Origin of the sequence: Acidianus sp. HS-5 (genome assembly GCF_021655615.1) — an archaeon.
In the GTDB taxonomy this organism is placed as follows: domain Archaea; phylum Thermoproteota; class Thermoprotei_A; order Sulfolobales; family Sulfolobaceae; genus Acidianus.
Window position 1 is genome coordinate 1,491,414 of record NZ_AP025245.1, and the last position, 18,419, is coordinate 1,509,832.

18 protein-coding genes, 1 pseudogene and 1 CRISPR repeat array are annotated in these 18,419 nt (G+C 37.3%); of the genes and pseudogenes, 14 read left to right on the plus strand and 5 right to left on the minus strand.

Annotation, left to right across the window (positions count from 1 at the left end; translation table 11 throughout):
* Positions 1-383 precede the first annotated feature (383 nt).
* A complete protein-coding gene (locus tag HS5_RS08040; protein WP_346729562.1) occupies positions 384-1,016 on the minus strand; it encodes a TenA family transcriptional regulator in 633 nt (210 codons plus the stop codon).
* A gap of 257 nt (positions 1,017-1,273) precedes the next feature.
* On the opposite strand from HS5_RS08040, the gene HS5_RS08045 reads away from it, so the two are divergent.
* The 5 genes and pseudogenes from HS5_RS08045 to HS5_RS08065 all read left to right on the plus strand — a co-directional run.
* Positions 1,274-4,120 (plus strand): DEAD/DEAH box helicase, encoded by a 2,847-nt coding sequence (locus tag HS5_RS08045; protein ID WP_236750803.1) that lies wholly within the window; start codon positions 1,274-1,276, stop codon positions 4,118-4,120.
* 41 nt (positions 4,121-4,161) lie between these two features.
* Positions 4,162-5,418 (plus strand): hypothetical protein, encoded by a 1,257-nt coding sequence (locus tag HS5_RS08050; RefSeq protein WP_236750804.1) that lies wholly within the window; start codon positions 4,162-4,164, stop codon positions 5,416-5,418.
* Positions 5,419-5,939: 521 nt separating this feature from the next.
* Positions 5,940-6,143 carry a hypothetical protein gene (locus HS5_RS08055; RefSeq protein WP_236750805.1) on the plus strand — a complete coding sequence of 68 codons (204 nt, stop codon included), beginning with the start codon at positions 5,940-5,942 and terminating at the stop codon, positions 6,141-6,143.
* Complete coding sequence (locus tag HS5_RS08060; RefSeq protein ID WP_236750807.1) at positions 6,140-6,595, plus strand: hypothetical protein; 456 nt, start codon at positions 6,140-6,142, stop codon at positions 6,593-6,595. Before HS5_RS08055 ends, HS5_RS08060 begins: the two co-directional genes overlap by 4 nt.
* Positions 6,596-6,673: 78 nt before the next feature.
* A pseudogene (locus tag HS5_RS08065) lies at positions 6,674-7,106 on the plus strand (ISNCY family transposase); the annotation flags it as partial.
* A gap of 160 nt (positions 7,107-7,266) precedes the next feature.
* Here HS5_RS08065 and HS5_RS08070 read toward each other — a convergent pair.
* Complete coding sequence (locus HS5_RS08070; RefSeq protein ID WP_236750808.1) at positions 7,267-8,139, minus strand: ankyrin repeat domain-containing protein; 873 nt, start codon at positions 8,137-8,139, stop codon at positions 7,267-7,269.
* Positions 8,140-8,705: 566 nt separating this feature from the next.
* Here HS5_RS08070 and HS5_RS08075 point away from each other — a divergent pair.
* Positions 8,706-8,840, plus strand: a complete 135-nt coding sequence (locus HS5_RS08075) for an AAA family ATPase (protein WP_236753502.1) — start codon at positions 8,706-8,708, stop codon at positions 8,838-8,840.
* Positions 8,841-8,956: 116 nt separating this feature from the next.
* Here HS5_RS08075 and HS5_RS08080 read toward each other — a convergent pair whose 3' ends face one another.
* Positions 8,957-9,607: an SAM-dependent methyltransferase gene (locus HS5_RS08080; protein WP_236750809.1), complete on the minus strand. Its 651-nt coding sequence runs from the start codon at positions 9,605-9,607 to the stop codon at positions 8,957-8,959.
* 402 nt (positions 9,608-10,009) lie between these two features.
* Here HS5_RS08080 and HS5_RS08085 point away from each other — a divergent pair, with 402 nt between their 5' ends.
* Together HS5_RS08085 and HS5_RS08090 are read left to right on the plus strand one after the other, a co-directional pair.
* On the plus strand, positions 10,010-10,228 hold the full coding sequence (locus HS5_RS08085) for a hypothetical protein (RefSeq protein ID WP_236750810.1): 219 nt from the start codon (positions 10,010-10,012) through the stop codon (positions 10,226-10,228).
* A gap of 86 nt (positions 10,229-10,314) precedes the next feature.
* Entirely contained in the window at positions 10,315-10,602 is a 288-nt protein-coding gene (locus HS5_RS08090; RefSeq protein ID WP_236753503.1) for an AAA family ATPase, read from the plus strand.
* A gap of 46 nt (positions 10,603-10,648) precedes the next feature.
* Here the strand turns inward: HS5_RS08090 and HS5_RS08095 are convergent, their stop codons facing one another.
* A complete protein-coding gene (locus HS5_RS08095) occupies positions 10,649-11,242 on the minus strand; it encodes a hypothetical protein (protein ID WP_236750811.1) in 594 nt (197 codons plus the stop codon).
* Positions 11,243-11,435: 193 nt separating this feature from the next.
* On the opposite strand from HS5_RS08095, the gene HS5_RS08100 reads away from it, so the two are divergent.
* The 4 genes from HS5_RS08100 to HS5_RS08115 are packed head-to-tail and all read left to right on the plus strand — an operon-like array spanning position 11,436 to position 13,296.
* Positions 11,436-11,600 carry a hypothetical protein gene (locus tag HS5_RS08100; RefSeq protein ID WP_236750812.1) on the plus strand — a complete coding sequence of 55 codons (165 nt, stop codon included), beginning with the start codon at positions 11,436-11,438 and terminating at the stop codon, positions 11,598-11,600.
* An 11-nt stretch (positions 11,601-11,611) separates the two neighbouring features.
* On the plus strand, positions 11,612-12,415 hold the full coding sequence (locus HS5_RS08105; RefSeq protein WP_236750814.1) for a hypothetical protein: 804 nt from the start codon (positions 11,612-11,614) through the stop codon (positions 12,413-12,415).
* The gene (locus HS5_RS08110) at positions 12,409-12,750 is read left to right on the plus strand and encodes a hypothetical protein (RefSeq protein WP_236750816.1); all 342 of its coding nucleotides are present in this window, start codon (positions 12,409-12,411) and stop codon (positions 12,748-12,750) included. Before HS5_RS08105 ends, HS5_RS08110 begins: the two co-directional genes overlap by 7 nt.
* The gene (locus tag HS5_RS08115) at positions 12,751-13,296 is read left to right on the plus strand and encodes a hypothetical protein (protein WP_236750818.1); all 546 of its coding nucleotides are present in this window, start codon (positions 12,751-12,753) and stop codon (positions 13,294-13,296) included.
* Positions 13,297-13,626: 330 nt separating this feature from the next.
* On the opposite strand, the gene HS5_RS08120 is transcribed toward HS5_RS08115, so the two are convergent.
* Complete coding sequence (locus HS5_RS08120) at positions 13,627-13,830, minus strand: hypothetical protein (RefSeq protein ID WP_236750819.1); 204 nt, start codon at positions 13,828-13,830, stop codon at positions 13,627-13,629.
* 475 nt (positions 13,831-14,305) lie between these two features.
* On the opposite strand from HS5_RS08120, the gene HS5_RS08125 reads away from it, so the two are divergent.
* Both HS5_RS08125 and HS5_RS08130 read left to right on the plus strand, forming a co-directional pair.
* Positions 14,306-15,373, plus strand: coding sequence for a hypothetical protein (locus HS5_RS08125; RefSeq protein WP_236750820.1), 1,068 nt, complete (start codon positions 14,306-14,308; stop codon positions 15,371-15,373).
* Positions 15,374-15,420: 47 nt separating this feature from the next.
* A complete protein-coding gene (locus HS5_RS08130; RefSeq protein WP_236753505.1) occupies positions 15,421-15,675 on the plus strand; it encodes a citrate/2-methylcitrate synthase in 255 nt (84 codons plus the stop codon).
* A 1,190-nt stretch (positions 15,676-16,865) separates the two neighbouring features.
* A CRISPR array of direct repeats spans positions 16,866-18,419; the repeat unit is 25 nt; unit sequence GTAGTATCCCTAAAGGGATTGAAAG.

An 18,419-nucleotide genomic window follows, 5' to 3' on the forward strand; every position in this document is an offset into this window, starting at 1 on the left:
AAGGGCAAGATTTTTCCATAATAAGGTATAATCTAAGGGGAGCATTGTTATCCTTGGAAGTACTACTGAATATGATTTACTTATTTTGCATCTTCCTCACGAGCCTAAAAGATTGTCCCTTTAGAAAGTTTACGTAGAGAGTATATAGTATTTATCGAAAATCCCTTGCAAAGTTACGTAACTTCAAACCGATAACAGAGGAACTAAATAACTTCTGTAAAGCCTAAGATTCTTCATTGTAAAATGGATAAGATACCACACTGAAAATATTTACGAAGAGAAATTCCCGTAAAATACTTAGAATAATTAAACTGAATGAGACGAGTTTTACTGTATAAAAAGAGTAAATTTGTAAAAATTCAGATTGAAAAGTAGTTAGAGGTTTAACTTTTAGCCATTTCATCTAAATAATCCCAGAAGTCCTTTTCATACTGTTGTATGGTAAAAGCTATAGTCCTTAACCTTCTGACGTCCTCTCCTTCAACGAGTTTAGCTATTCTATTCTCTACCTCTGTGTATGACACTTTGAAAGAGTCGAAGAACCCGGTCTCTTTTATCCCGTATTTTCTCAAAGAATCTCCTAAACCAGTAATTACTTTGCTCCACACTTGTAAGTTAACGATTAGAGCAAATAGGAACTCTGTAGGTTTGGAGTAGTTTGCTAACCAAGCTAAGTAATGCGTATAGCTGACAGCCTGAGGGGACACATTATAAGTTAATGGATCTCTCACTTCAAGGTTTAACTCCTTCATAAGTTTTATTAACTCCTTTAGAGCGCTGTAATCTCCGTCAAGGAGGATTTTGAAAAGCTCTAGTTCCTCTAAATCAGTGCTCCTAGATAAGCCTATTGCTATTGACCTCAAGTCGTGATTTACTATGTACCATTGGTTTATAACTAAGGCTTCAATAACTTCCCTCTTTAATTTTCCTTCTTGGGCTATTTTTAGTATGTTATGGTTTAGCACTTGCGAGTTTAATCCTTCCAATTCCTTCCTTATATTATCAAGGATCATAATATATTCATGTAATAAAAGATATAATAATTATCGTTAAAATCTAGGATAAAAATCTTACTAGTAATTTTAGCTAAAAGACGTCTTTATCAATGCTTAGGGATACTTCAATTTTTATCAAGTAAACGTAAAACTTACTTTTAATTCAACGTTAGATTTTGAATTTAAGAAAAATTAACGAGCTTAACACTTAATTGAAGTATACAACAAAGCACAACGTCAAATAATACTTATAAATGTATTTTACATTTTTTCTCTTAATGACATGCGATTCTTCAAGCATACTTTCCAGCTTAGGTCTGGAATTCAAGCATATTACAGAACAGGGAACTCCTCCTACATATACTGGCACTAAATTCAGAGATATCTTACCTAATTTATGTGCCCATAATGTCCAGCTTTGTGATTTAGAGCTATTTTCACATCAGCTTGAGGCAATAAATAAACTAATGCAAGGGAAAAACTTGGTTATAAACGCTGAGACCGGGGGAGGGAAAACGGAAATATGGGTGACTTACGCTTTAGAAAAGCAGTTAAAGGAAGACTTTAACGTCCTCGCCATATACCCTACAAAGGCTTTGGCGGGAGACCAGATCGAAAGGATAGTGAATTATTATACTGACGCAGGATTTTCTGTGACTAAGCAAAAGAAGGGAAAGACTAAGACTGTGGACGTGTATTACGGTGACGTCATAAAGTACGATGGGGACGTGTCAAGCTACGTCAAATCTGTAAAGGGAGCAAAGACTCTGCTAACTAATCCTGAGGTGGTAAAGAACGCGCTTTTCCAAAACCATAAGATAAACGACTTCCTGGGGAAGGTAAGGTTAATAGTAATTGATGAGTTTGATTTTTACGGTAGCAGTAAGGCAACAGTCCTGCTCCACATAATTAAAGGGATAATGGATAAGTTTGGCATTAGACCGCAGGTGGTAATAATGAGTGCCACTCTTTCAGATCCGGAGGCAATAAAGCCGTTCTTTGACGTAGAAGTCGTAGGGGGTAAGTCGTTTAAACCAGAAAATAATACTTACATAATCTTAGGTAAGAAAGACGTACTCGTGGAAATAAGCAAAGAGCTGAACGTTGGTTATAACGAGCTCAAAGATAACTTCTTTAAATACGCTTCAGACCCGGGCAAACAGCAGTATTTTTCCTCAATCTTTAAGGACAACGCTCAGTTAATCCCTGAATATTTAGAAAAACTGAAGTCATGTGACGAACTGACAATAGTCTTCTCCAGGTCGATAAATGAGGCAAACAACTTAATAGGGAAGATCGGAGGTAAAGTTAGTTACGACAGCAAAGTCCCCGTTGCGGTACATCACTCTGGGATAGATAAGTCCACAAGGCAGGAAACAGAGAAGGACATGAAGAACGGTAAGCTTAAAGTGGTTGTGACAGTAAAGACGCTTTTACAAGGCATAGACGTTGGGACCGTGACAAGAGTAGTCCACATGGGAATTCCAGATAACGTTAGAGAGTTCATACAGAGGGAAGGAAGAAAGGGAAGAAGGGCAAGTATTAAAAAGACTGAGAGCGTAATATTTCCATTATCAATTTCAGATGCGGTACTCCTTGAGGAGTATTCTACTTCCCTTAAAGAATGGGTTTCCTTAGGTCCTGAGTCCTTAATATTACTGCCAGACAACGAGTTCCTCAAGTTGATAGACGTTATCAGAGGAGCGTTAAATGATCCTGGGTTCCTGAAAAGCGTTGGTATAACGACCTTACCGCAGATCAGTTTTTACGAGCAGATGCACAAGACAGTACCTAAGTTACTATTTGATGGAAAAGATTGTAAAATGGTAGATAAGCTGAATTTCAGAGACGTGGTCGAGAAATATCAACTAGGTTGCATAGATCCAATGCTTAACGCAATAGTAGTTAGGAACTTAGCTGTAGGAGGTAAGAGGACTGTAACAGAGGACTCCACTTTCTCTCCAGCTATTGTCTGTAATGGCGTTAAAATGAGCTCACGCCCGGTTAATAATGCGAAAAATTATTATGAGAAGGTCTGTTGGTCTTGGGGACAGCCCCCAGACTTGAGAAGTGATATAGAGAGAGGAAAGCTTTGGTCTCAAGTTAACCTTGACGTACTCTTTGAAGGCGACGGAGGGTTTAAGCAAGTCCACGAGATAGGAAGAAAAGTCAGCTGGTATTTAGAATCCAGGAGGAAAATAAACCAACAGTATGAGGTAAAGAAGATAGAATTGGAATACACTCCTTCGCCCAGGTTGAGATACGACTTCCTCACTTACGTTTATGCAAGCGAACTTGAGCCAAGCGATATTACTAAAGTCGATGATGGCATGTATTTTATTATCGCAATACTTAGGTTAAATTACGGAGTAGACCTAAACCTCATAAAGTTTGGGGTATCAAACGCTGGAATATTAAAGGTCTGGGAGAACGAGTCGACTGCATTTTTAAAGCGTTTAAGGGAGATGAAGAAAGTGAAAGTTAGAGGAGTAGAACTGGACTGTAAGAAGCTCCTGCACGACGTCAAAAACGCCCAGCCATCAAAGAGGCTTGAACTACTCTTAAAGTACCTAGACCCTTATACTTTTAATAAGTTTAACTTTGCAGAGGTGAAGGACACTGCAGAGAGGTTTGTCCACTACTTATGTAATACAATTCCTATCCAACTCCAAGTTTTAGGAGGAGCAATGATACCTAAATCTCCCTTGGTAACTAGCATTATTATAGATTCCTTCGGAGGTAAATTTGCAGTCTCTTCACCTACTGGAGAAATGACTATATTTGACGATGAGGAAGAAGCGGTAAGGGAAGCTGTAAAGCTCAGCATAGACTTCTTAGACGATGCAATAGTAGTGCCATACGGCGTGAAGGTTGACAAGAGATACAAGAGCAAGGCTGAGATAGTATACGTAGATAAGGAGATAAATAAAATGTTAGGCGGGCCAATAAGCCTATCTAAATTTAGGGAGTTGGTCTTAAAAGACGACAGCCTAATGAGGGAAGAGAACGAGGCAGATAATAAAATTACAAGGGGAGAGGAGGTAGACTTAACGAGAGTATTTGAAAAAAGGATAGAGACTATAAGGCTTATGGTTAACTTGTGGAAAGCATACCTGGCTAAGTAAGAGCGTCTTCAGCTTTTATACCTCTATTAGATAATAATTTTATGAAATGTGTAGTAATTCCCATAAATAGGTCTGATTACACTTTTGAAAGTTCCTTTTCCGCAATAGTGAGGAGTTACGAGCTTTTCAAACCCGGGAAGATAATTATACTTCACGCTGAATTTAACAAAGTCCACTTACAGAAGCTTCACGATCTGTTTAATGAGTTGAGGGGGAATGGAATAGAAGTAAAGTGCAGGTTGCTGGACAAGGCCAGTTATGAAGACTTTAAAAAATTGATAGAGGAAGAGACCAAGGGGTGCGAAAAGACTTACCTAGTCCCGACTTCTGGTGCAAACATCGTTGCTGCATATTTAGGAATCCTTCACACTCAGAATGGATATCCCTTGGTAAACTACTTGTTTTCCTTCGGTCCTTGGACTAGGTACTATTACCCCTTCGTCCCCAGGAGTTTAGAGAAGGCTTCGATAATTGGCGATAGTATTTCTAATGATGTAAAGCTGGACTTAAAACTTGAAAGCTACCTAAGTAATACTACCTTTACTAGGATAATAGAGGACATGGCAAAGAGGCTTAACGAGGAAATACTAAAAGAGGAAGATGACCTCGTATTGAAAATTAAAGGCAATACAGCCCTTACTACAGTTTCCCCTGATTACAGCAGACTAATAAAGGAGATAAAAACGGTTTTACGCAATCTGAGGGATAAAGGCGATGAAATACAAAGTCCTTCAGATAAGGAACTAGAAAATCAAGCAAAAAGCATACTTAGCTTAGCTGGAGCTTACGACATACTAACGGCTGACGGTAATAAAAGCATAGAGGAAATATCCTATGGCAGGACTGTGTTAATAGATACTAACCTAATTTATTACGGCATTCATACGCACGAAATAAGGGACATAGTTATACCTTACTGCGTTCATAACGAGATCTTATGGAACGTAAATGAGAAGGAAAAATTCAGAGACGCAGTCTTTCACGTCTATGAGGCATTAAGAGAAAAAGTAAGGATGGTGCCAAGTGAGTCTACAATTTGTGACGTAGCAATACCTAAGATTGAGCCAGACCTAATTAAGGGATCCTTAGTATTAACTGGGGATAAAAGGGCTTACGATAGGTGGAAGAAGTTGGCAATAAGTTCCTACACTGACATCATGTTAGTCAAGCTAGGTGGAGAAAGGAAGGACTACGTAAGTGTTAGCAGTGTCATATTTAACCTTGCAGCTATACTCTATTTAATAGGCCTCCACGACGTAGAAGTGTGCTGGAAGAATTACGGCTGTGTATCTCCTTAAATAGAGGATATTCCATGGGGAAATTTCATTTTTAATTAAGGTAAGCGGGACTTATAAAGAATTAAGGTTACAAATTATAGTATGAAGTACCTTTAAAGTGAGGGATCGGAGAATTACTACGAAGCGCTCTTATGTAGCCATATTATTCGATAAGTAGTGAAAATATATCAAAGTAGTTCAAACTTGAGCTCTGGAACGAGCTAGAAATAAGGATTTTAGGGGAGGCGAATCTCCACCTCTAACTTGAGGAGGGATATTCATATTAAGGTTATCCTAAAGTAGAGGTTAAAGGTTTTAAGTGCTCCATATGATGTATGCTAATAAACATAATTAATTGAACTAGGAGAGTTCCAATTTTTGAACTAACATATAGACTTATTTTAAATATATCTTTTCCATAATATTTAACTAAGTTTTCTACTCTTATCATCGAGCTAAAATCTACTGAGAAATTATTAAAGCTTGTCGTAAGGAACTACGCTGAAAAGCTTATATACTTCACTTCACTAAAGTAAAGTGAAATGAGCGGGAAAAATCTAGATAAATTAAACGAATTATTAAATTCTAGGAAAGACTTGATAGATAATTTCATTAATATACAAAAGGATTTTAAATATAGCCATTCTTATTATATGATAGAAGAAAATAATCTTTCAATTAATTCTTCTCTATTGATATATCCATTATATAATTGTACAAAAAACCTAGGAGGTGATGAATCATGATTAATTACGAAGGTCAATCACTCCTTATTTATCTTGTTATTGTCGTTTACATAGGAATTAGGAGGCTCATGCCTAGGAAGTTTAGGAAAACAAGGATGTATATTTGGCCGATAGCATACGTAATTTTATTATTATTATTCTCTTTCCAGCTTAGAGATTATTTTATTTTACTTCTTTTACCTCCACTAGGTGTTGCAGGATATTTTGTAGGCTATAAATTACTGGAGAGTAATAAGATAGAGTTCTTCTTCAAGAACGGGACTCTCTATTATAAATGGCCTTATAGCATAACATTAACATGGATAATACTTTACATTTTTAGAACATTTTTAGATTTTTTTGCATTAAATTGTGTAACTATATCAATAATAGACCTCCTCTTAGCATTTAGCACGGGGATACTGATCTCGGCAAGTACAGTAACGTTAAGAAAGGCTAAAAATTTTAGGTGAATTCGGATAGTAATTAATAACAGTTGTTCTACTTTCCATTGGTAATACAGAATTCCCAGTCTGATAAAGTTTTTAGGTTTGCGTTTAGTTGAAAAGAAGTTCGGGAAGGAGTTGGTCGTTGCAAAGAGCGAGTTCGTTAATGCATTCAATTCCGTAGTAGGGATAATGAGGACGAACGGGCTTGATAGGAAGGTGGCAGTAGCCCTAGCGCTCATGGCCTTGATTGGAAGGCAAGCATTAGGAATACATCAATCATGTTCAACCTAAACTACCCCTAACTTACTAAAAGCGCTAGAGGACGCTTGGAAGGACTACCTTGAGGCATTAAGCAATAACCGGGCCGGTGGTAGTAAGACGGCACGTTCGACCGTAAGCCATACTCCAGGGAGTAGCGAGTAGATACGGGAACTACTTCTTCTGACGCTCCTCACACAAGGGGTACGAGCCCGGAATACAAGTACTCATCGTGTACGACCCGGCAACGGGGAAGAGCTATTTGGTAGGAGCTTTCCTCAAGAGGAGTTACAAGGTTACTTTCTCCTCTTCGCTATGGTTGTTAATACAGTAAGGGGGCCGGTCAGCTCCCTTAACCTGAGGAGCTACTCAGGTTCGTTTAGGGAGTACACTAGGCCTAATGAAAATCTTTAAGCCACGTTAAAATAGAACAACTGCTAAATATTCTTATTGGTCATCTCCTTTCCACGAAATATAATCCTTGCACCGCGCTCAGCTAAGTATGAGGCGACTCTGTCCTTCTTATTCTTTAGCGCATAGAAAAGTACGCTATTCCCCACTATGTCAAGAAAATTAACGTCAGCTCCAACTTCCACTAGATACTTTACTACCTCAAAATTTTCTGAATTGCTGGCCACTGCTGAAAATATGGGGGTAGACCTACTGCAACCTACTATATTAGGAGCGGGGTAAATATTGAAAAGGAACTTTAAGAGATCTAGGTTACCTGCAAAGGCGGCCGCGTGATACGGGGTATACAAACTGTCGTTACTCTCTTCTACTCTAGCCCCGTACTGAATAAGGAGTTCAGTAATCTTTATATCTCCCGTCAACGCTGCGTAACCCAGAGGTTTGTAGTAGCACCCTTTACTTATGAAATTAGCGTTTATATCTGCACCGTGGTCTAAGAGTAATTTAATTGTCGCATAGTCTATCCTTGCAATAGCGATAAATAGAGGCGGCCCCGTAGACAGATCTGAATTACTTTCATATAAATTCACATTCGCCCCATACTTTATGAGTGTCTTCGCAATGTCGTATTTTGTAGGCTTTTGTTCCATTACTGCTATTTGTAACGGAGTAAAGCGTTTAGGTAGTTTAGTTGTTGGTATGGTAAATACGTTGGGGTTTGCTCCGTGCTGTAGAAGGATTTCGACCATTTCAAGGTTACCAGAATAGACTGCTACGTGAAGGGGTGTAAGTCCGTTATGCATGTACCCGTTAGGGTTCATCCCCTTCATCAGGAGCTCGTTTAATTTAGATACATTGTTGCTCTCTATAATGTTTATGAGTTCCCTTTCACTAACCATATATATATTTTAAAAATATAGATTAAAAATATTGTGGTTTTGATGCTTTGTTGCGTATTTTAATTTTTTATAAAAAGCTAACGTGAGACTTACTTTTAATAACGCAATTTAATAAGAACCGACTTGACATCTAAGAGAATGAAGAATGATACCTTCGCGTAGGTTTGTCACAAGTGACAAATTTCCCACGTAATAGTTTGTCACAGATGACAAGATTTTAACCTCTCATTAATATGTTACATTATGAATGACGAGGAACTACTAAGCATAATGTCGGACTGGAACTTTTGTGGAAATAAACTAAGATTAGGAATAGAGAGGGACTATTAAGTTGATAGGATAATAAAACTTCTGGAAAGCGTACAATTTCTGGCATAAGGATGGCAGGAAAATCTTTCATTGCTAGACAAGTAGTAAATAAGTTGATAGAGAGAGGTAAGACAGGAGGACACTTTAATAATTAGGCTTCACGACGAGAGGTTAGTAAACCGAGTTATGAGCTTTTACTGAGGACGTATAACCTTTACCTAGCTCACGTTAGAAAAGGTAATAAAACGTTCATAGTTATAGATGAGGCTCAGGAGGTTGAAGGTTGGGAGAGGTTTATTAGGGAGCTGGAGGAGAGAAGTGAAGCTAAAGTTATAGTTACAGGCTCTTCTGCAAAGCTTTTGAGTTCTGAGTTCACCCTACCCCGCCTATGACAGAAGCCAAGACGGCCGCTGAAAGTCCAATTAAAAAGGTTCGCCTGTTCACGAATAAAATATGAACAGTACGAAATATTTAAGATTAACTAAAGATTCTACGACCGTCTCGGCCGTTAGGTCGCTATCTTCGCCTCTTCGTTCCCGCTCGGGTTCTCTCTTTTCCTCGCCACCGCAATCATCCAATACGTGTCCCACTTCATCTCATTTGAGATCTCCTTCCCCTCGTTGTAACAGTCTTTCACGAAAGTGACCACATACGAGTGCTCCCTCAGCTTGTCAAATATTTTCAGGTTCTCTTTATGGATGTTTATTATAACGAAGAGGTCGCACCTATCTATTAAGCTGTCCAAGAGGCTCTCCTCTTCAGCACCTATCACGCAAAAGTGCTCCGCGTTGATCCCGAGCCTACTAAACACCGCAGTGACCGAGCTAACTCCAGGAACTCTCTCTATCTCGAAGACCTTGTACCTGCCGAGGATGTGGTAGTAAAGGGGATTCCTTATGCTTGAATCCCCTATCTCCAGGAACACTCCCCATTCTTCCTCTAGGGATTCTATTACTCTTATGTTCTCTTCTATTACGTTAGGTTCCTTAAAGCCCGGCTTTAACTTGATCACTTTCTTGTCTTTTAGCAATTCTTGTAAATTGAAGGGGAAGTCGTTATCATAGACCAATACTACGGGCGCCTTCTTTATTAACTCAAGAGCTTTACAAGTAATTAATTCCAGTGAGGGAGAAATGCCTACTGCGATTATTTTCTTCATAATTTTAGATATATGAGGAAGTAAATATATTTTTACTCGTCCCTAATTCATCTCTGCCACGCTTCTTAGATCATAACAGTCCACCATAGCTCCTATAAGCCTAAGTAAGGTCTTTGAGGCTTTAGTCGAGCAACACATGAGGAAGTGTATTACTGGTCTTCAGACGTCGTAATTGAGAGAGGTAAAGCGACTCTAAGCTTATAAACTCGACGAGGAGAATTAAAGGGTCAAAGAAGTTAACTATTAACGTAACGTTAATGAATAAGAGAAGGAAATTGTTAAAGTCGTCCCAGCTCGAAGTTTTTACTTAACGTTGATGAGGCACTTGACCCTATACTGAGCCGAGACTGCCTTAAATAAAAGTTTTATACGAAAAACACTTAATTTACCTATGAGGACGAGTTGAGGGAGTGGATTGAGAGGTTTAAAGAAGATAGGGAGAAAAGGAGAAAACACGCGGACTGGAATTTTATAAACTCACAGCCCGAAAGGATAAGGATAGCCCTAGAGTATTATGTAGAGACCGGAGATTATAGAGGTGCTTGGCAAATTACAGGAATGGCTGTTAACGAGTTCATGGATTTCGCAAAGGACAAGGCTAAGATACCCACTATTGACTGAGCTTTTTAATTGCTATTTTAATATTATGATAAAAAGACTGAGAATAAAGAACTTCCAAGAGTTATCGTGACGCTGAATTCGGAAAAATAAATGTCGTCGTAGGACCCAACGGTTCTGGGAAAACTAACCTTGTTGACGCATTTAGCTTTTTAAAACAGCTTATTAGACCTATATCTTACCCTCCTTACCCTTTCATTAGGTGGAGAGAATATAGGAATGTAGTGTTCATGCAGGACGAGAACTCTGACGTCTCCTTTGAGATTGACGGTACATATAAGGGAAAGGATTACCATTATGAGCTTTCTCTAAACAATTTGCAAATAAAGGAGGAAATACATTTTAACGTAAGATATTATTACAGATTTGATTTATAGTAAGGCAATATGTAGGCACTTGTTTTATATGAACTAGGGGTATGCGTTATTTAAGTTCTTTGCGTAAATTTGGGTAAAACTTATGTAATATCTTATTATATATCACGTCCGGAGATTTAACTCTCTGTATAGTAATGACATCACCGCTGCGAGTGTGGATAATCCAGTCCACGACTAATGTGTCATATTCGTATTCATATTTCCAAGTTTCGTGATATTCTATATAGCATATTTCATTCCATGGTACTATTAATTCGCCTATTAGATTACTCGACTTTAATACCCTAGACCGAGCTCCGAGCGCCATTGTACTTAAAAAAAGTTCCGTAGCTATCATTATAAGAAGTAATGCTAGAAGAATATGCCCAAATAGAGGATAGTGTACTCTGTAGAATACAGAATTTGACGAAAACGCTGTTAATACAATTATTATAATTATAAGGATAATTACGAAACTAAACACCATAGCGTAAAACCAAGGTCGTGCAGCCTTTTTTACATCTTTCCATACTTCAACACTGTTAACTACCCTATAAATACCCTCATCGGAGGCTACATATAACGGGATAGGTCTTTTCGAATTTGTAAAGTCGTCAAAGTTAATCACGATGCCATCATTATAATTAATAGTCTTTAGCATATTACATTATTACTATACGACAATTTTAAAGTTTTTTATATTATTTACTTTTTGTCAGCTCATTTTTATCAAATCAATAAACTTACCTTTAACAAACGCGATTTATAATCTAAAAACTGACGAGCTCAATAATGTATCTCACAAGACGACAGCCGCCTTCACGCTTAATTACCCATAGCGGATAGATAATGGTATGAAGCTTATAGCCAAGTCGTTGGGACCTATTAATGAGGCAGTTATAGAATTGGGGGATTTAACTGTACTTGAAGGTCCCCCAAGCTCCGGAAAGAGTACACTACTGAAGGCTATTTATTATTCCTTAGCCTGGGAAACTACTTTGAAATTTCATACTCAATAAGTAGGGACTTAATGGGAATAAAAGGAAAGGCTCCATTTAAGATTGAACCGGAGGAGATAATAAAAGGGTTTAAGGACTCTGTATCTATGTACTTACCCAATGGAGAGTTTAGCCTTGAGCCTTTTGATATTCAGAAGTTCTTAAAAGAAACTAGGTTTAACGTGGAGGAAAAGTTCGAAATTAAGCCTAATATAACGTTCTATTACGGAAGCGATTGTTCTGACAATGAAATAGATGAAGTAAACAATAAAGGAGGGGCTGAGGTAAATTATAAGCTTCAAGGGTTATCTGGAGAGGCGGAATATAACATATACATTCCAGCTATTATAACACCAAAGTGCGAAGAGTACGTGGAAGGTCATATTATAGGAAATATAATGTTAGCTATAGTGAATAATATTGAAAATAAATTTAAAAATGAATACATTAATGAATTATATTCTAAGTATAGCATAGATGACGTAATTTTCATTCCGTTCAATAGGGCTTCAATAATCAAGGAGATAGGTACAGAAAGGACTATAATTGCCGGCAAGTTTATAATAAGTGGATCATTCGAAGAAAAATTTGAGAGTTTAGTATCGTCTTTTGCTTTTAACCCTAAAATTTACGAAATGATAAAGCCGTTCCTCAGAGGAGAGATAGAGAGTGTAGGTAATAAGTTATTATATAAGGAAGGAGGAAAGGTAATAAACTGGAACTACGTTTCAGCCTCAATCCTCGAATTAATGGGCGTGCTACTTTCTATTAAAGAAAAGCAGTTAGTCCTTTTGAAGAACCGGAAAACCAGTTACACGAGAAGCTTAAGATGCTAATGTCACTCCTCCTTTACGCATTGTCTGCATCAAATAAGATCGTAATAACTACACACAGCCAAACAATATCCTACACCTTAGCTCACTTGGCAAGGACTAAGCCTAATAAGGGAGAAGTGTTAAAACTCTTTGAAATGCTTGGGGTTAAAGGTGGGGAAGTGCTAGCAGAGGAAGTTCAGAAAGCTTCCAACTCTAAGGTTAAGTTCTATTACGTTCATGACGGAATAGCGGAGGAGAAAAGTGTAGAGGACGTTGTTAGGGAAATGCCGGGCACTTCTGAAATAATGGATAAGGAAATAAGCTGGTTCAACTGGCTTTACGCGAGGAGAGGTTAGGTGCCGGCTCTTTGCGTCAAAGACGGTTTAGTTAAAGAAAGGTCGTGTGAACTTCAAGTAAGTGAACAAATAGAGGTCTACGTGGACGTGGAGTACTTAATTAGTAAAGTCTTACCTTCACTAAAAGGATTAGTCGAGAATTGCATTCATTCAATAGGAGAATGTAAGGCGTGGTCTGGGCGTATTAATAGTTACATATCAAAAACTCCTAAGCACGTAGACTCTGCAATTTTGTCTACTCAAGGCGAATTAATTCTAATAGAATTAAGTGAGGACACAGACATAGAGAAGTTGGCTAAAGAATTGTTAGAAAAACTTCAGTGCACTTTCTTCGTCCTAACCGATTTAAACCTTATTCCTAAAGTTAATAAAGTAACATATACTGTAGTTGTAGGTGACAAAATCACAGCAGACGAAGTACAGAAGAGGCTTAGTGAGGCTATAAATAATACGTATCCACTAGTGATAAGGAGAAACCTCGGCTTCGTTTTTCAGATGGGGAACCTTCAACTAACCATTAAAGCTGAACCGTGTGTAGGCAAGTAGTACAAGTAGACGCTGGAGTGTAGAGCGTATTAATGAAATAAATACTTTTAATTCGCGAATACTAAATGCGGTTATGAAACACAAGGATTCGCCAATATGGCCCCTATTAAAAATCTTCCTAATATTTGCAAGTATCTTCCTTCTCCTATGGTTACTTGGACAAATGATGTCATCAGTAGGTTAACTGGATTTACTAAATTCTCGTTGTTAGAATTTTGTTAATTCTTTCATCTCCTCTTCGGCAATCTTATAATGCTCCTCTATTTCCTCGTTCCAATAGTCCTTGAAGAGGTCCTTCACTACACTCGTTAGAAAGATAAAGAATGTCCCTTATTGCCTCACTCCTATCGACATAATCGCTTGCTCCCTTATAAAGCCCGTTATAAGAATATCTGTGCAACTCCAGTGCAGTATAAGTTTACCTTGTTCGTCAAGCCTCTGGGATATAAACCCGGTAGTAGGTGCAAGGAAGTCTGTCTTATAATACCACTCCTCCTCTTTATCAAGGTTAACGCATTTATGATGGCCTTCCATGATAGGAAGACCTTGCAGAATTCCTGCTGAAATCCTCCCTAAGTAGCTTTAACCCTAACGTCTGTTCGTCTAAGCTTTCAATTATCCTTATTTTAACACAAGCACCCTTGTGTTCCTAGATCGTGACTTTAGACTCCACATTAAACTAACAGAGTAAAAAGAAATATAGAGGTGACTTGTTAACAGTCCTAACATTCCTTTAGCAAATTTATCCAGATCGCGATGCAATCAATTTTTATCCAAGTTCTTACAACTTAAGTTCATAACAAAGTACCTTACAAGGCAAATACAGTAAGATTATTAAGTAAGTTTAACCGTAAATGAGTATGTCTAAGTCAAAAAGCAAATCTTCAAAATTAATTAGTAACAGTAATAAAAGATGTCCCATAGTACTAAATTTATTAAACGAGAATAATAAATCAGACCGGACAAAGATAATGTAAAACAACAGTAATGATAAAAGGAGGCTAATAATATGGCTTCCAATAACTTATTCAAGCTCATAACCTCGACTTTAGTAATTAAGGACTTCCTCTTAGGCTTTCAATTCTTAGGTTACCCCTTGTACATGTACTTAGTTGGCATAAGCCCTTACGAAATCGGTATAATATATTCACTTGAATTTTTATCAAAAATCGCATTTATCCCATTCCTCCATTATTTTAAGGGTAAAGAGAGGTTAAGTTACACTTTGTCTTTCGTATTTTCGTCCATTGTGTTCCTTAATTTAGCACTATATCCCTCTATATTCATTTTCCTGGTAAATGCAATACTCATAGGCCTCTCAAACTCTTTAGGCTCTTCAGCTACCGTATTCATGGGCGATTTAGAAAGGTCCAGGTTTTCAACACTGGGCTTCTTTAGGAGAGTATTTGCAGCCCTCGGTTTCCTCGCATTTTACCTCACTAAGTATATTCCGTTCTCAACCTTTTACCTTTCGTTCTTCCTAGTCTCGATTATCCCCGCAATTATATCTCAGTTTATTGAGCTAAAGCCGGTCGCCGTGAAATACAAGCTATCAATAAACTTCGTTAGGAAAGCTTTGAGGGACTTTTCTTGGTACTTAATTTACGTCGTAGGTATCTCACTATTTACCAACATGATACCCGTAGTAATCCACTATTATACCGGCCTATCAGTATACGATGAGGTATTTTACTTCGTCCTCGTATTCGTCACGTCCTCGGTTGGTGCTTATTTTGCAAAGGTAGTCAAAGGTAAGTTAATTGTTGCAACTTTCATACTCTCACTACTAATTTTAGCCTTTATGGGGTTAGGTTATTATGGTAGTGTCATGTACGTCTTTTATTCTTTCCTCTTCTCAGTCGTGTCTCCTAACGTCTCATACCTTTACGCAAGGGCTGTAAATAAGGACATTGATAGAGTTGCCGTGATATCTCTAGCAGTCACTATGATTACCGCCCTAGATAACTTTATGGAAGGGTTAGTTATAAACCTCGGCTTAACGTCTATAATTTTCCCCTTAGCCTCAGTCTTCATATTCCTGGGACTGTCAGAAAAAGTAAAGGAATTAATAGGATAACCATGTGACATTAAAAAGAGATTAAACTCGATAAAACAGTAATGGCGATGATCTATTTCTCCAGAAAACGGAGTCCTTCACTTTCCCATACTGAGAACTTCCTCTATATGATGAGGAATGAAAAACCAAATGCCGTCGATGCAAGGACTATGGATGTTGCAACGATCTTGCACATGGATCAAGAAATGAACGCTTCGTCATTTACGTGCTTAGTCGTTGCCTCAACTCTCTCAGACATTTACTCTGACTGCAGGAATCTCAACATTAAAAGTGACACGGAGGTGCTAACGCTGAGGCTTTAAAACAGTTAATGGAAATAGGGAGTAAGGATAAGGTAGAGGAATACATCCTTAAAAAACAAGAGTCTGACAGAGCCAGAAAATGGAGTAAAGGATATGCTAAGCTGAGATAGAAAATCTCTCACTGAGACTAGGAAAGTACTCGTGTATGAAAGGATTGTTGCACTTTAAATTACAATCAATATTTGACGTATGAACTACCCCGTCCTTCTCGGTATCCCAAAATCATTTCGCAAATATAAATTCAGCATGAGGTCTCATGTTTTTCTTTATAAGTAAAAGAATATACGTCGTTATACTCATGGAAAAGAGTATTAAGAATAATGTATCAAATAATAGACATAAATAAAGCAGGTTCAGTTATTTTTATCTTATTATTTTCTAATATAGTAATGGTATTTCCCATTTTACCTTATGAAAATATAAAAGATCTAACTCAAGCTTAGAAATTTCTATAAAATCAAATATCCAATCTCATTAAATTTTCATAGATTATTATTAGTTGATGACAGTTATTTTTACTGATCAGATTTTAGGTCCGTTATTGCGGGTGTTGAAGTCGGCTCCTCATCCTTAAGAAGGAGGTACTATAAGGAAATAGCTACTAACTAATTTGGTTAAAAATCTTTTTACTCTGCCTTAAAAAGGCGAGGTTTGTCGTTCATTTTATCTAATCGAGTTAGAAATTATTTTGCGGAATATTAGTTAAATCGAAGAGCATAGAATGACGTCAAGATTCGTGACATGAGTCGCAAGTGTAGTGGTGAAAAGTATTTATGGTCAAGGAGAGAGAATTTTTACGTAATCTTCGTAGTTTAAAAGTTTATTTATAAGGATAACTGTGATATGAGAATGAAAAAATTTGTTACCATCTATAATTTTATAAAAGAATTTTATCAGGATGATGCGAGAATACTACCAAAAAATTCTAAATTAGGTAAGGTTTTTTCCTAATTTCATTAGTAGATTAAAAACGATAAAATTCGATACTAGATGCGACCAATGCGAAGGTCGCAAGAGGGGTTTAACGTTTATAAAGTAAAACATTCATTCAATTAGTGAAAAGTACCATGCGACCAAAAAACCTCAACTAAATTACTAGGAAAAACGGTCGCATGATGACTCTCCTAAAAATCAAAAACTTATAAATTAAGAAAACGAGAGTAAGGGAGAAGAGATATAAAAACCAATCAGTAGTATCCCTAAAGGGATTGAAAGGGAAGTGACTTCAGATTCAGCACAGAACAACAATTTCTGTAGTATCCCTAAAGGGATTGAAAGATTGTTTGTGGGGTCTCCGGGGTCAGGAAAATCATCAAGTAGTATCCCTAAAGGGATTGAAAGTATTTCTTTCAATTGCTTCAATGACAGTTACAATTATCGTAGTATCCCTAAAGGGATTGAAAGATATATAATTTTTCATTTTCTCTTTCATACCATTTGGTATGTAGTATCCCTAAAGGGATTGAAAGTTACCTCTAATTCATCATAATTTTTTGTACTCCTATGTAGTATCCCTAAAGGGATTGAAAGTAAAAGCACTGTATTGATATGCTTTCGCTTCTTCATCATAGTAGTATCCCTAAAGGGATTGAAAGTGAAACTCGGCTTTTTCTAGACAGATAGAAACTTCTTTGTAGTATCCCTAAAGGGATTGAAAGTTCTAACCACCTTCTGACAATGTAAGATTCTCCTATTTGTAGTATCCCTAAAGGGATTGAAAGGTATAACCGATTTGATAATTGTTACGGGTATCTTCGTTGGTAGTATCCCTAAAGGGATTGAAAGATCATTTAGTGAAATTTGCAAATTAAATATAAAAAGATGGTAGTATCCCTAAAGGGATTGAAAGCTTTCTGACAGCTCCAGCGTAGTCAGTATGATGTCCTTCGTAGTATCCCTAAAGGGATTGAAAGTTATTAGTTAGGCATAGTTTTAGGCTATTAGAGTCCTAGTAGTATCCCTAAAGGGATTGAAAGTTCAAATCCTTCAGTTCGCGTATCTCATCCTCAATTACAATATCGTAGTATCCCTAAAGGGATTGAAAGTCCTTTATCCATTTCTTATTAGAGAGGTGCTAATAAATGGTAGTATCCCTAAAGGGATTGAAAGTTATGTTATCATGGGTAATACCATGAAAGTGGTTTGTATGTAGTATCCCTAAAGGGATTGAAAGTTTCTGCTCGCCTCTGCGAAATATGTTAGGAATTCTCCGTGTAGTATCCCTAAAGGGATTGAAAGATTAATGATTCATATATATCCCATTCTTTTGGCAATTCTGGTAGTATCCCTAAAGGGATTGAAAGATATAATTTGTGCTATAGTAAAATTTTGCAAATTTTGTTGTAGTATCCCTAAAGGGATTGAAAGGCAGTATTTAATGAGAAGAATACCTCTTCTTGTAGATTGTAGTATCCCTAAAGGGATTGAAAGATACCTTTAACAATTGCACAGAACGGCCACGGTATATGTAGCATCCTAAAAGGGATTGAAAGAGTAGTCCAAATACTGCATCAGCATATTTAGTAACGTGTAGCATCCTAAAAGGGATTGAAAGATCATTTGTTCTTCGTCCCTGTACAAATAAATCCCCTCGTAGCATCCTAAAAGGGATTGAAAGCTTGCTCTGCGGGGTTCAAATTTGTGTTTGTTTGTATGGTAGCATCCCAAAAGGGATTGAAAGGCTACCTATTTGGACAACATCAACTATTCCTTGTACTAAGTAGTATCCAAAAAGGAATTGAAAG